The organism is Ardenticatenales bacterium (assembly GCA_020634515.1).
Classification (GTDB): domain Bacteria; phylum Chloroflexota; class Anaerolineae; order Promineifilales; family Promineifilaceae; genus JAGVTM01.
The window spans coordinates 71,346-85,952 of sequence record JACKBL010000004.1 but is presented as its reverse complement, the minus strand read 5'-3'; the positions used below and the strand labels follow the sequence as shown (position 1 = coordinate 85,952).

General features: G+C 62.3%; 12 protein-coding genes. 11 read left to right on the top strand and 1 reads right to left on the bottom strand.

The genetic code is table 11. The annotated features are described in order from the left end of the window. Positions 1-448 precede the first annotated feature (448 nt). The 10 genes from H6650_12050 to H6650_12005 all read left to right on the top strand — a co-directional run bounded on the left by H6650_12050 (position 449) and on the right by H6650_12005 (position 13,289). Complete coding sequence (locus H6650_12050; GenBank protein ID MCB8952737.1) at positions 449-1,480, top strand: S8 family serine peptidase; 1,032 nt, start codon at positions 449-451, stop codon at positions 1,478-1,480. Next, on the top strand, positions 1,374-2,735 hold the full coding sequence (locus tag H6650_12045) for a S8 family serine peptidase (protein MCB8952736.1): 1,362 nt from the start codon (positions 1,374-1,376) through the stop codon (positions 2,733-2,735). Before H6650_12050 ends, H6650_12045 begins: the two co-directional genes overlap by 107 nt. Before the next feature lie 571 nt (positions 2,736-3,306). Next, positions 3,307-4,197 carry an ATP-binding cassette domain-containing protein gene (locus H6650_12040; GenBank protein MCB8952735.1) on the top strand — a complete coding sequence of 297 codons (891 nt, stop codon included), beginning with the start codon at positions 3,307-3,309 and terminating at the stop codon, positions 4,195-4,197. 253 nt (positions 4,198-4,450) lie between these two features. Continuing rightward, the gene (locus H6650_12035) at positions 4,451-6,454 is read left to right on the top strand and encodes a Gldg family protein (GenBank protein ID MCB8952734.1); all 2,004 of its coding nucleotides are present in this window, start codon (positions 4,451-4,453) and stop codon (positions 6,452-6,454) included. Then, on the top strand, positions 6,451-7,254 hold the full coding sequence (locus H6650_12030) for a hypothetical protein (GenBank protein ID MCB8952733.1): 804 nt from the start codon (positions 6,451-6,453) through the stop codon (positions 7,252-7,254). Before H6650_12035 ends, H6650_12030 begins: the two co-directional genes overlap by 4 nt. 3 nt (positions 7,255-7,257) lie before the next feature. After that, positions 7,258-7,728 carry a DUF4340 domain-containing protein gene (locus H6650_12025; protein ID MCB8952732.1) on the top strand — a complete coding sequence of 157 codons (471 nt, stop codon included), beginning with the start codon at positions 7,258-7,260 and terminating at the stop codon, positions 7,726-7,728. Continuing rightward, positions 7,716-8,255 (top strand): DUF4340 domain-containing protein, encoded by a 540-nt coding sequence (locus tag H6650_12020; GenBank protein MCB8952731.1) that lies wholly within the window; start codon positions 7,716-7,718, stop codon positions 8,253-8,255. The genes H6650_12025 and H6650_12020 overlap by 13 nt, the downstream gene beginning before the upstream one ends. Before the next feature lie 352 nt (positions 8,256-8,607). Next, entirely contained in the window at positions 8,608-10,647 is a 2,040-nt protein-coding gene (locus H6650_12015; protein ID MCB8952730.1) for a glycosyltransferase family 39 protein, read from the top strand. 482 nt (positions 10,648-11,129) lie between these two features. Continuing rightward, on the top strand, positions 11,130-11,978 hold the full coding sequence (locus tag H6650_12010) for a hypothetical protein (GenBank protein ID MCB8952729.1): 849 nt from the start codon (positions 11,130-11,132) through the stop codon (positions 11,976-11,978). A 63-nt stretch (positions 11,979-12,041) separates the two neighbouring features. Next, positions 12,042-13,289 carry a hypothetical protein gene (locus H6650_12005; GenBank protein ID MCB8952728.1) on the top strand — a complete coding sequence of 416 codons (1,248 nt, stop codon included), beginning with the start codon at positions 12,042-12,044 and terminating at the stop codon, positions 13,287-13,289. Between the two features lie 523 nt (positions 13,290-13,812). Here H6650_12005 and H6650_12000 read toward each other — a convergent pair. Continuing rightward, entirely contained in the window at positions 13,813-14,031 is a 219-nt protein-coding gene (locus tag H6650_12000; protein ID MCB8952727.1) for a hypothetical protein, read from the bottom strand. A gap of 127 nt (positions 14,032-14,158) precedes the next feature. On the opposite strand from H6650_12000, the gene H6650_11995 reads away from it, so the two are divergent. After that, positions 14,159-14,578, top strand: a complete 420-nt coding sequence (locus H6650_11995) for a hypothetical protein (protein ID MCB8952726.1) — start codon at positions 14,159-14,161, stop codon at positions 14,576-14,578. Positions 14,579-14,607 lie beyond the last annotated feature (29 nt).

Genomic DNA, 14,607 nt, shown 5'->3' with positions numbered 1-14,607 from the left:
GTAGGACAATTTGCCAAAATTGTCCCGTTGTGGCGCAGGACAATTCAGCGAATTGTCCTACGGTAGTGGTCAAATGCCGCCGTAGGACAATTTGCCTAAATTGTCCCGATGGCGGGGGACAATTCAGCGAATTGTCCTACGGTAGTGGTCAAATGCCGCCGTAGGACAATTTGCCTAAATTGTCCCGTTGTGGCGGGGGACAATTCAGCGAATTGTCCTACGGTAGCTTTTTGCCCGGCGAGATAGGTTTTCGGGTCAGGATTATACCCCTTAATCAAACTCTTAACAGTTGATGAGATGGATTATAACTGATGCTTGTCTTTGGCGGGCAAAAGGGTAGGATAATTAGCTTTGTTTTCTTTTCCGTGTTGCACCCTATCTTTCGCCTATGTTGGATAATGTGCCTGTCTGTTCCGTATCCACCTCCAATACCACAAGGAATCCCCGCATGAAATCTGTGAAAACCTGGCTCCTGATTGTTCTGGTATCCGTGACGTTTTGGCTGCGGCAGGCGGCGCACGCGCATGAGGCGACGGCGGCTGCCGCGGTTCGTCTCCAGCCTGTTCCCGTAGCCCCTGAGGTGCTGTCCGCGTTGGAGAGCCAGGGGCAGGCTGACTTCTTTGTGCATATGACGACCAAGTCGGATTTGGGCGCGGCGGACAATCTGGGGACGAAAGAAGAAAAGGGGGCGTTTGTTTTTGAGACCTTGCGGGATACCGCCGTGCAGTCGCAAGCTGATCTGCGCCGCTACCTGGATGCGCGAGGCGTAGATTATCGTCCTTACTACATCGTGAACCAGATTCTGGTGCGCCAGGGCACGGCGGAACTGCTGTCCGAGTTGTCTTACCGCCCGGACGTGGCGGAAATCAGCGCCAATACCGCTTTTTACGTCCCGCCGCCGGTGGCGGAGGTTCCCGCGACCGGCGCGGGACAGGGGATTGAACCCAACATCGCTTTTGTGCGCGCGCCAGCGGTGTGGGCGTTGGGCGTGAATGGACAGGGCATCGTCCTGGCGGCCAATGACACGGGGCTGGATTGGGACCATGAGGCGATCATCAGCCATTATCGCGGTTGGGACGGGCAGACGGTGGACCACAATTATAGTTGGTGGGACGCCACGGGCGCGTACCCGGACGCGCCGGGGGACGCGGGCGGGCATGGCACGCACGTGAGCGGCACCATGGTGGGCGATGATGGTGCCGGCAATCGCATTGGCATGGCTCCGGGCGCGCAAGTGATTCATTGCAAGCATCTGGGCGGGACGCGCATGACGACGATTGCCCAGGCGGTGGAGTGTTTTGAGTGGGACCTGGCGCCGTGGGATTTGAACGGGGAGAATCCGCTGCCGGCAATGGCCCCCGACGCCATCGCCAATTCCTGGGGCAGCATTCCCGGCGGGAACACGACCTGGATGGAGGCGGTGCTGGCGTTGCGGGCGGCGGGGATTGCGGTGGAGGTGTCTGCCGGCAACGAAGGCTAACTGCACCACCTTACGATCCCCCGGCGACTATGCGGAAGTGATCACCACGGGGTCGGTGCAGCACAGCGGCGGCGTTTTGCCCGGCACGATCACCGGGTTCAGCAGCCGCGGCCCCTCCGTGCTGACGACGGCCTACACGCCGGATGTGATGGCGCCGGGCGAGAACGTGCGTTCCGCGCTGCCGGGGGACGAGTACGCTTACTGGAGCGGCACGAGCATGGCCGGACCGCATGTGGCCGGGCTGATCGGCTTGATGTGGGCGGCCAGCCCCTCGCTGCGAGGGAAGGTGGGGGTCACATACCGGTTGATCAAGCAGACGGCGACGCCGCTGACGGGGCAGGTGGGGTCGCAATGTGGCGGCGATTACACTACAGGGCCGAACAATGATTGGGGATTTGGCACGATTAACGCGCCGCGGGCGGTGCTGGCGGCGATGCAAAAAGCCGGGGCCGATTTCCGATTGTATGCGCAGCCGGCGACGGTGAATGTTTGTGCCGGCATTTCCGCCACCTACCCCCTCCTCTCCGCCAACCTCCTCGGCTACAACGCCCCCGTCACCCTCAGCGTCTCCGGCGCGCCCGTTGGGGCCACCGCCACCCTCGACCCCGCCATCATCACCCCGCCGCAAAGCAGCCTTTTAACCATCAGCGACACGGGAGGCGTGGATGCCGGCAATTACCCCCTGATCATCACCGGCGTAGGCGACGATCCCGCCCACAAAACACACCAGGCCACCGCCTTCCTCAACCTTTCCGCCGCCCCGCCCGTCGTCACCCTGAAGCAGCCCGTCAACCTTGCCGCCGGCCTCCCCCTCAAACCCACCCTTCGCTGGGGCGCATCCAACCAGGCCAGCGCTTACCACCTGCAAATCGCCACCGATGCAGCCTTCACCGACATTGTTTACACCTATGAGGGGGTCGTCGCCAACCATACGCTCACCAGCTCGCTGCAACCCCTGGCGACCTACTACTGGCGTGTTCAGGCCGGCAATGCGTGCGGGTTTGGCGACTACGCCGAAGTGCGCCAATTCACCACGGGACCGCTGCCGCCCATCCTCTCGGAAGGGTTCAACCAGCCACTCAGCCAATGGCACGATGGCTGGCTGTATGAATTTACTTCCGCCGAAAGTTACTATGTGGCTGCCGGCATTCTGCGATCCCGATTACGTAGGCAACCTGCCCGGCAGCCTCTGGATTTCCGACGACCGCGGCTGCGGCAACCTGACGCCAGAAAGCCCCGTGCGCCTGTCGTTTGACGGCTTCGCCGACGCCGCCACCGGCTTTTCCCTGCAAATGTTCACCTGCGTGGACGGCGTGACTTTCCAGGCTTATGACAAAGATGGCGCGCTCATTATCTCCGAACCGGTAGCGGAACATTGCTACTGGTTTGAACCCCATAGCTGGAACCTGGACAATGGCCTCTCCGCCATTGAATGGGCCTACACGGGAGAACCGGCGGAAGGGAAAGTGGCGATTGATGAGGTCAAACTGTATCATGATCCGCCCTGCTACAACGCGGTGGATGTCTCGTTTGCCGTGGGGACCACGCTGAGCATGGGCGTCCATACGGACCAGCCCGCGCAATTGGTGGCCTATCTCTACGATTACCAGGGCAATCCGATACGAGAGTTGGTTAACGAATCCATGCCGGCATGTACCGACCACACCTTTGGCAGCAACGTCTTTAACTTTGGCGCCCGCTTCGTTTGCGCCTCCCTCTACGACGCGCAAACGCAAGAACTGCTGACAACCGACTGCGATCCCGTTTATTAGAAGGACGATTGGTTCATTCTCCAAGAATGAACCAATCTTTTTGGAGGATATGGCATGATAGAAGTAGAAAACTTACACAAATCGTATGGCTCCGTGCGGGCGTTGCGCGATGTCAGTTTTAGCATAGCGCCGGGAGAGATTGTGGGATTGTTGGGGCCGAATGGTGCCGGCAAAACCACCATCATCAAAACCCTCACCGGCTACCTCCAACCCGACCGTGGCCGCGTCCACATTGACGACCTCGACGTCCTCACGCACACCCAGGAAGTCCAGTCTCGGATTGGCTACCTCCCCGAAAACGCGCCCCTCTACCCCGAACTGAGCGTTCAATCCTACCTGCGCATGATCGCCGGCCTGCGCCAGATTGCGCCGGAGAAAGAAGACGCCCGCCTCTCCGACGCCATCGTCGCCACCGGCCTCGCGCAGCACCTCACCCGCCCCATCGGCCAGCTCAGCAAAGGGTTTCGGCAGCGCGTCGGCCTGGCGCAGGCCATCTTGCACGATCCCCGCCTGCTCATCCTCGACGAGCCGACCGTCGGCCTGGACCCGACGCAGATCGTGGAGATTCGCCACCTGATCAAGCGGCTGGCGCAACACAGCACCGTCCTCTTTTCCACGCACATTTTGCCAGAAGTGGAGGCGCTCTGCGACCGCGTGATCATCCTCATGAACGGAGAAATCAAAGTGGACGCCCATCTGGCGGAACTGGCGGAAACGAGCGACGCCATACTCGTTTTGCAGCAGGCGACGGCGGACATGGAGGCTATCCTCCATGAAATCGCGGGCGTGCGCGCCGTGGCTCCCCTGCTCGACGGTGACGACGACCACCCCGCCTACCGCATCCGCGGCCACAAAAATACCGACCTCTGCCCCCTCATCTATCAGGCGGCAGTGGCTGGCGGTATGTGGCCTGGCGACTGCTGCAGACGCTGGAACGGTGTTTAACCCGATGACGTGATAACGCCGGCGGGTTTTACAAAAACCCGGTTTTTTCGAACGCAAAATACTGAGTTCACTGAAAAAACCGGGTTTTTCGATTGTCCGCTAGAGTGGTTCACGTGTAAAAACCTGGTTTTTCGGGTTTTCCAAAGATGCAAAATACTATGAAACGACAAATTCTTTCCATCACACGTAAGGAACTCAGCAGCTATTTTGGTTCTCCGCTGGCCCTCATTTCCTGGGCACGTTCCTGGCTGCTGTGCTGTTTATCTTTTTCACCGTGAGCACATTCTTCGCCCGCGGCATTGCCGACGTGCGCCCCCTGTTCCAATGGATGCCCATCCTCCTCATCTTCCTCCTGGCGGCGCTGACGATGCGCCAATGGAGCGAGGAGCAGCGGTCGGGCACGCAAGAACTCCTGCTGACGTTGCCGGTCAATCCGCTGCACCTGGTGCTGGGCAAATTCCTGGCCGTCATGACCATGATCGTGCTGGCGCTGGCGCTGACGCTGCCGCTCCCCCTCACCGTTGGGCTGATCGGCAATCTGGACTGGGGGCCGGTGCAAACGGCGCTATCTGGCGCTGGCGGCACGCTGTGCAGCCATGGCGTTGCCTCTGCCGTCTCCTCTAACGCACTGATATCATGGCGCTGGGTGATTGTGACCGTTCTGCTCGGCGGTCTCTTTTACCTGGTGGGCACGAGCGGCGTCACCAATCTGGTCGGCGGCGGCGTCAGCCAGATTTTGTGGGCCGTGGGCACGGGCAGCCGCTTCGAGAGCATTGAGCGGGGCGTGATTGATCTGCGTGACCTCGTTTACTATCTCTCGCTGGCGGGGCTGTTCCTCACGCTGAACACGGTTTCCCTGGACGCGGTGCGCTGGAGCCAGCAGCAGCGCGACTATCGGCGCAAGGTGTGGCTGACGGCGGGGCTGCTGGGGCTGAACTTCGTGCTGCTGAATGTGTGGCTATTTCCCTTGCAAGGGCTACGGCTGGACCTGACGGCGCAGCGGGAGTACAGCCTGTCGCGCACGACGAAAGACCTGATCGACAATCTTCAGGAGCCACTGCTCATTCGCGCCTACATCAGCGACAAGACGCACCCGCTGCTGGCGCCGCTGGTCCCAGAGATTCGGGATATGCTGCGCGAGTATGAGATTGCCTCTGGCGGGCAGTTGCAGGCGGAGGTGGTCGATCCGCTGCAAGACCCGGAGATTGAGGCGGAGGCGAACCAGGTTTATGGCATCCGCCCCACGCCGTTCCAGGTGTCGGGCCGCTACGAGGCGTCGGTGATTAACTCCTACTTCGACATTCTCATCCGGTACGGCGACCAGAATGTGGTGCTGAACTTCCAGGATTTGGTGGAGGTGCAGCCGCGGGCGGATGGGACGGCGGATGTGCGGCTGCGGAATCTGGAGTATGACCTGACGAGCGGCATTAAGAAGGTGGTGTATGGCTTCCAGAGTATTGACGCGGTGCTGGCGGCGCTGGATCAGCCGGTGCGGTTGACTTTGTATGTGACGCCGAATACGTTGCCGGCATCTCTCTCCTCCACCCAGGACACCATCATCCAGGTCGCCACGGACATCCAGAACAGCGCCAACGGTAAATTCCTCTTCTCCGTCGTCAATCCCGACGACCCCAACAGCCCCGTCACTCGCCAAACCCTGCAAGACCGGTATGGCATCCAGCCCATTCCCGTCTCCCTCTTCTCCAGCGACAGCTTTTACGAACACATGGTGCTGGAAAACGGGGACCAGGTGCAAATCATCTCCCCCAGCGTGGACGCCACGGAAGCGGACGTGCGCATTGCCATCGAATCTACCCTCAAGCGCACCTCCAGCGGCTTCCTCAAAGTCGTGGGTCTGTGGACGCCCCCGGACACGCCCGTGACCGACCCCGTGCTGGGCAACACCTTGCAGCCCATTGCCAGCTACGACCTGCTGCGGCAGCAATTGAGCCAATCCTACACCGTGCGCGACGTGGATCTCTCCACGGGGCAGGTGGCGACGGACGTGGACGTGCTGCTGCTGATGGCCCCGCAAAGCCTGGACGACAAGGCGTTGTTCGCCATTGACCAGTACCTGATGCGTGGCGGCGCGGTGGTTGTGGTCACGGGGGGCTATTCGGTGATGTACGACCAGTTCAGCCAGCAGTTGGCGCTGGCCCCGATGGCCAATGGGGTGCGGGATTTGCTGGCCGGCTATGGCGTGAATGTGTATCGGATTCGCTGCTGCTGGATGCGCAAAACGCGCAGTTCCCGGTGACGGTGGCGCGCAATGTGGGCGGCATCCAGGTGCAGGAGATTCAGGCGATTGATTACCCGTTTTTCGTGGATGTGCGGGCGGATGGGTTGGATACCAAGAGTCCGATTGCCGCGAATTTGCCGGCACTCACCCTCAGTTGGGCCTCCCCCGTAGAACTTGACGAAAACATAAACACCAATCGCCAGACCGCCATCCTGGCCCACTCCAGCGACAACGCCTGGCTCACCACCGACACCAACATCCAACCCAACTTCGACCAGTACCCGGCCACCGGCTTCCCCGTCAGCGGTGAACCGCAATCCTACCCCCTGGCCGTCTCCGTGCAGGGCGTCTTCGACAGCTACTTCAAAGACAAACCCTCCCCCTTCCAGCAAGGCGACAGCGGCGACGCCGCCCAGCCCACCCCCACCGCGCCCGGATCGGAACCGTTGGGCACGATCACGCTCTCGCCCGAATCCGCCCGCCTGGTCGTCATCGGCAGCCCCTCCTTCGCCGACGACTTCCTCCTCAACCTCTCCTCCCGCCTCAGCGGCGAACGCTACCTGAACAGCCTGCAATTCCTGCAAAACAGCGTGGACTGGTCCGCCGAAGACCTGGATCTGCTCGCCATTCGCTCTCGCGGAACCTCGACGCGCCTGTTGAACCCACTGACGGAACAGCAGCAGTCCGTGTGGGAGATTGGCAACTACGTCGTCGCCCTGCTGGCGCTGATCGCCGTCTACTACGGCTGGCGCGTGCGCAGCCGCCGCGAAGAGCCTATCGTCCTCACGCCGCCCCCGACCATTGAGACAGGAGATTAAGCCATGACCAAAATACAGAGAATTCTCGCCGGTATTCTGGCGCTGCAACTGCTGGCTGCCGTGGTTGTTTTCTGGCCGCGCAACGTGGCCGGCGCGGAAACCGTGGCCTTTTTTGATGGCGTTACCGCCGATCAGGTTGTCGGCCTCTCCATTGTTGACAACGAAGGCGCGCGGGTGGACCTGGCGCGCCAGGGTGACGGCTGGGTGCTGGCCGACGGCGGGGATTATCCGGCCAAGACGGAGACGATCACGCCCGTGCTGGACAAGATCGTGGCGCTGCAATCCAACCGCCTCGTGGCGCGCACGGCGGCCAGCCAGAAACAGTTGCAGGTCGCGGCGGATGATTTTGTGCGCCAGGTGACGGTGACGCTGGCGGACGGCAGCAGCAAGGGGTTCTATCTCGGCTCGGCGACGAATTTCCGCGCCACGAATTTCCGCATGGATGGAACAATACCTATCTGGTGGCGGACCTGAATATCTACGAGTTGAGCGCGAATGCCACGAGTTGGGTGGATACGGCGTATGTCAGCGGCATTGCGCAGGATAGCGTGACCGGGCTGACGTTAAGTAATGGGGGTGGGACGCTGACGTTTGTGAAGGATGATGCCGGCACATGGACACTGGACGGGCTGGCCGAAGGCGAAATGCTGGACACCACTCTCTTCAACAGCCTCCTCAGCCGTGTCATCAATCTGCGGCTGGTGCAGCCGCTGGGCACAACCGCCGCCGATTATGGCATGGATCAGCCCCAGGCCACGATCACCGTCGTCAGCAGCGGCGATGCCGGCACGCAGACCGACACCATCACCGTTGGCGGGCGGCTAGGGGACCAGGACGACGATCCCAGCAACAACAACTACATCGTCAAATGGTCCGGCTCACCCTACTACGTGGCCGTCGCCCCCTTCAGCGCCCAGGACCTGGTGAACCAGGGGCGGGCCGACTTCATCCAGGTCCCCACCCCGGAGCCTGTTCCCAGCGACGCCACCCCCGCGCCCTGATCGCGGCCGGGGTACAGGGCGGGTTAGCTCAATTCGCCCTGTACCCTTCTCAAGCCTGCGCCCACCGGAAGCTCGATTTCAAGCCCCAAACGCCTCATCATTTAGGTCGTGTGGCATTAGACAGTTTCCGGGAAGATAGTGGGGATGATAGACCGATGCGTAGCGTTGTTTGGTTTGCCGGCATTCGTTACAAATTTCCAACGCCTTCTTTACCGGATCTAAACATTTTCCGTCTACAATCGCGCCAGATTGTTCGCCGCAGTGGGGCAGTTTTGCCCCGTTGCGCCCTTTCCTTTCCGATCCCTGGCGCGATATTCGCCTGCGCCTGGACCTCACTGTAACAAGTGCCGCCATGCAAACAACACTTACGCCGCCCGCCACCCGTGAGGAGCGCGGGAAATCGCTCTCCCGTCCGCTCCGTTGGGGTATAACGCCTGCTGCTTTGCTGCTTGCCGGCATTATCGCCCTTTCCGCCTTCCTGCACTTCTACCGCCTCGACAACATCGGCGACGGCAACCTCTACTACACCGCCGCCGTGAAGAGCATGTTGCAATCCTGGCACAACTTCTTCTTCGTGGCGGCGGAGCCGGGTGGCTCCGTGACGGTGGACAAACCGCCGCTGGGGTTGTGGATTGAGGCTGCATCCGCCTTCGTCCTCGGCGTCAACGGGCTGGCCGTGGTTTTGCCCAATATCCTGGCCGGCCTGCTGAGCCTACCGCTCATTTACCATCTGGTACGGCGATATTTCGGCAGCGGTCCGGGACTGCTGGCGGCGCTGGCGGCGGCGCTCACGCCCGTGAGCCTGGCGGCGGAGCGCAACAACACGATGGATGGGATGCTCACGTTTTGCCTGCTGCTGGCGGCGTGGGCGTTTCTGCGCGCCGTGGAAACGGAGCGTCGCCGGTTTTTGTGGTTGGGGGCGGCGCTGGTGGGGGTGGGATTTAACATAAAGATGATGCAGGCGTTTATGGTGCTGCCGGCATTTTACGCCCTCTACTTCTTCGGCTCACGGACAGGGTGGGGGCGCAAAATCGTCAACCTGCTCCTGGCAACCATTCTTCTCCTGCTCGTCTCCCTCTGGTGGCCCATCGTCGTGGACCTCACCCCCGCCGACCAGCGCCCCTTCATTGGCAGTAGCACCGACAACACCGTCATGGAGTTGATCGCGGGGCACAACGGCCTCAACCGCTGGTTTGGCCCGCAAGGAAGCGGCGGAAACAACAATGACGCGCCGCCCAATGACACACCATCAGGCGCGCCCAACTTCGCGCCGACCAACGCCAATGCGCGCCCATTTCCGGGAGACGGTCCGCCACCCGGCGGCGGTCAGCTACCTGGCGATGGACGGCCGCCGGGTGGTAGTCAAGCGCCGGGCGGCGGTGGACCGGGCGGCTCCAACGAAGTCGGCTCGCCCGGCGTAGCCCGCTTTTTCCAGGCCCCCCTGAGCAAGGAGATAAGCTGGCTGCTCCCCTTTGCCCTCATCGCCATGTTGCTGCTCCTGCCACGCCGCCTGACGCTGCCGCTGCATCCCGACCACCGTTTTCTGCTCCTCTGGGGCGGGTGGCTGCTCACTTGCCTCGTCTTCTTTAGCTTTGCCAGCTTCTTCCACGCCTACTACATGGTGATGCTGGCCCCGCCGCTGGCCGCCCTTGTGGGGGGCGGCGCGGGCGTCTTGTGGCGGATGCGCGGCGCGCATCCCCGCCGCGCCGCGTGGCTGCTGTTAGGGGCCGCCGCCGTCACGCTGGCTTTTCAATGGCTGAATGCGCGCCAGTTTGACGTGTCCGGTTTCTGGTTGCCGCTGGCGGCGCTGTTGCTGGCGGCGGGGGGCGTGCTGCTGTGGTGGGAGGTGAAGCGCGGGTCGGTAATCGGCTTTGCGCTGGTGCTGGCTTCCTTGCTCATAACGCCGCTGGTCTGGTCTGGTTTGACGGTAACGAATGTGGCGAATGTGAATTTGCCGGCAGCGTACCAGGGAGCAACCGTCGCGGACAATTTTCGACCTGCTGGCGCGCCGGTTGCTGGCGGCGGTGGCAATGACCGCACCCCGAACGCGGCCACGCTCGCCTACCTGGAGGCGCGCACGCAAGATGTGACTTACCTGCTGGCCGTGCCCAGTTCCATGCAGGGCGCGCCCTACGTGCTGGCGACGGGGCGGCCTGTGCTGTACATGGGGGGATTTGGCGGGAATGATGCGGTGGTGTCGGCGGCGGATCTGGCGCAAATGACGACCGACGGCGCGCTGCGTTATGTGTTGGTGGAGGAGGGGGGGCGGAGCCAGAATCAGGGGGAAATTAGCCAGTGGGTGCGGGCGGAATGCCGGCAAGTGACCGACCTCAACACACAGCGACTGGGGATCGGTTTTGCCGGCACGCTCTACGACTGCGCCCCGCCCTGATCGCGGCCGGCGAAACGGATTTCATGACTGACCCAAAGTCCCAACCTTAAAAAATAGCGAAAACGTTCTAAAACGGTTGACAACCGCCCCCAAATGGCCTAAACTTTCGGCCATTGTTGCCGAAACCAAATTGAATAAAGCCACCAGCCAGAGGTCACTACGGTCGGTCTGTCGCCCGTGCCGGCACACCTTATCACCGCACGCTATTGCGCAGCGCTGATTGCCGCCAGGCGACGGTCGGCAGGGACATAACCTCGCCTCGCCGCGCGCCGCTCGCCGGCCGCAACAGGCGGCCCCCTGCTGCCTATTGGCGATGTGAGCCTCTCCGTGACTTCCCCAGTGGACACAGACACCCCCCTCACCCTCACCTTGCATCGCAGCAGCAACCCCATCACCTCTCCGCGCCGCGGCACCTGCACAGCTGCCAGTCCAACCCCGCCGTGCGCTACCTCTCCAGGCCAGGGCTGACGGGGAAGCGGTCCATGAGGCGACGATGGAAATACCGGCAGCATTCCCCCCACCAGCGCCCACCTCCTCACCCCTCACCCTCCATCGCCGCCCCGACGCCGCCCCCCATCACCCCTCCCTTCCACCTCCACACCGTGAAACCACCGCCACCCCTCACAACCATTACCCTGCAACCGACGCAGAAAACAGCCATTGCCGCCACAAACGCAAAACAACCCCACCCCTGGGAACCCACCTACACCCAGCGCGCCCGCCTACACCAACGCCCGCCACCCACGCATCCCATCGGCAGCGGCGGCCTACAGCCTCCCTCACCCCTCGCTTCCTGCAGCGGCGTCGACACCGCCCCCCCCTCGGGCGACGGCGCTTCGGCCTCGCTGGTCGCGCACAACCACAAATCAACAACGGCACAGCACCACCCGCCTGATATTCAGCTTTCGACAGAAACTGCCCCACCGCTTCCACCCCCTCAACTGAACGGCGCGTCTTACCGCCTGCAACCCATCGCCCTGGACCCAGACAACCGGCATGGCCGCTACGTCGCCCTGGGCGCCAGCCGCATCAGCGATTACGTGGCCGTCACCAGCCCCAACTTTCAGCAGGCCTGGCGCGCGTACGCTGCGCCGCCGGCAGCATCACCACCTTCGGCTACCAGGCCGACGCCGAACAACCATCGCCCCCATCAACATCCCAGCGCCAGCCGGCCCCAAAAACCCAGACATGACCCGCCTCGCCTGGAAACTGGACCGCATCAGCGACCTCTACGGACGACACGTCGTCTACCAGTACACATACCGCCTGCAGCAAGCGTACAACAGCCGGTTTCAATGCCCATAGCCCCCTACACCGAAGTAGACGTCTAGCCCTCCAGACCCTCTACAACTACATCAACGAAGCGCCGACCACACCGTCATCTCATTTCAACTATGACAAGCGCCTGCAACGGCAGCGTCTGCTACAACAACGACGCCGCCAAACAAGACACCTACGCGTTGACGGCTACCCAGCCCGCCCCGCCGCGTCACCGTGCGTCAAGACAACCACCTCGTCTCCGCCACCACCTTCACCTACGACGCCAGCTGCACTGTCGACAGCCCAACGTCAGCCTGCACTACTGGTTCCTGGGCAGCAGCATCACCCGGCGCCGACTTCAACGGCACCAAACCGGCAGCACTGCTCCCGCAAACCTTCGCCAGAACACCCACTACCAGTTGCCAGGGCGACGACTGCGCCACCTGCTGCCCCGCGTCGACAACGGCTACGGCATGCGTCACCGCACCCCCCTCACCTACGAACGGTGGGACAACAGCGACATCAACGCCAAACGCCACCGCCGGACGCTGGTTCGCCGTCGTCGCCTGCTGGACGCCTGGGACGGGGTCGCCCACCGGTACGGCAGCAGCGCCGCCAGCGTCGCCGCCATCTACAGCCGCGCCGATGGAAGCGGCTGCTACGACGTGGTCGATTCCGGCTGCTATCTACCCGACACCGCCGCCAGCAGTGCCCTCGCCGGTTTCCAGACCGTTATCATGGACACGATAGAACCGGCCAACAACAACCAAATCCTGACACGGCAAGAACAGCAGTTCCGCATCGACGAATACTGGCTCAACGGCAAACCGAGCCGCAGCGCCACCTACCACCCGGACGACGCGGGGCTGAAACAGGTGACGGAAACAGAGTGGGGGCGGGACGCCGACTACTTTCCATTCGTGCGCGTGCAGGAAGAGCGGCAATTCACCCAGGACGGCCTCACGCCCCGCCAACTGACGCGAAATGTATACGACTATTTCCCCATCGACTTCGCCACCGCCTTCGGTGCCGTGCGTCGAATTGAAACATTTGGCCCAGACGATGCCAACACCCCCCACCACTGCCTGGAATACGCCTACGCGCACAACGTCAGCGGCGGCAACTGGCTGGTGAACAAACGGCTGCGGGAGAGCCGTTATGCCGGCAACTGCGGCAGCAACAAAATCAGCACCACCCTCTACCGGTACGACAACAGCAGCACCCCCCAAGACACCACCCTCGGCGCATTCGGCCAACGCACCTGGACATTACGCTGGCTGCCGAACGCGTCGACTACTACCAAACCACGCACGCCACCTACTATGACAACAGCAGTCCGTATTATGGCCTGCCCCACCAAACGGAAACGTTCACCGACCTGAGCAGCAACACCGCCTACGCCACAGACGTACGCAACACAACCACAATCGGGGTATACCCCCCCTCGGTATGCCAACTTGAAACCTACCACCGCCTTTCGGTGTCCCCGCGCAAACCAACATCAACTACCACCCCACCATTTCCCTGGCTGCCGGCCACCACCGTCACCAAACATAACCTTTTCAGCAGCTGGCTACGACCTGTTCGGTCGGCTCCACCGTCTACGCCCCCAAACCGGTCAGCGGCAGTCGGCACTCCCTGCGGGCGAGCACCGGCTGACCCGGCGCGGGTGTTGACCATCGCAAACCATATCCGACCCATCCGACCCGACGCAAAACCAGGTGGGCAAGCGGTTCACCGTGAGCTGGCTTGGTCGTGCAAGAACAGCGGCTGAACCTTGGAAGTGCCGGCAGCGCCATTTTGCCGTCATCTAGACCACCAGATACGACGGACGCGGCCTCCCCATCTGCCAGACCACCCCCAAAGCGGCGGCGCGCGGAAGCAACCCAAGACCTGCGCCAACTGTCACCTACCAGCCTGACCCCTTTGACCCGCGCCACCCACATCCTGCGCCGACAGCGTCACCACCACCTGACCCACCATCCCCCACCAGCCCCAGACCATTAAAGTCCGGGTCACCGACGCCAACAGCCACCATACCTCTACCAGCACAAGGCAGCTTTCCGTGGTGCGCGAGTTCTTCAGCGCGGCGCTGGCAGACAACACCAGACACCGTTTATGCACGCGTTGCCGGCAACCTCAAAAAAGTGAACTTCGGCCTTGCTTCAACTTCCGGAACCGGCAGCCTGCGCCAGAACAGCGCGAGCCACAGCACCCTGGGGCGCAAAACCGCGCGAAATAGCCGACCGGCATGGGTTACTGGACCTGCGAAGTGGCGCCGGCGGCAACCTCACGCCAAAGGCCAGCGGCCACCGCCGATCGTCGCCTCTGGCACTACTACGACAGCCTGAATCGCCTGCGCCACAAACCGGCGTCAGCCCGCTACCTGCCGGCCAACCCCGCACCGCCAGCGGCTTCCCCCAACACCTGTCCGACGGAATGCGACACCGCCGCCAGCGGCCTGGGCAAACCAGTGACGCCATCCGCGCTGGGGACTGAAGCCGGTCGCTACGAGACTTTCCAGCTTTACGACCAACGCGGCCCGCCTCACCAGCCACGCGCACGATTGACGGCCACACGCCTTCACCTGACCGTGACCGTCTACGACAACTGGTTGCCCCCTGACCGTCACGACGGCAGACTCATTACTGGGCGACCTGCCGACCAGTAACCTCTGCCGGCGATGCTCCATCATCGCCT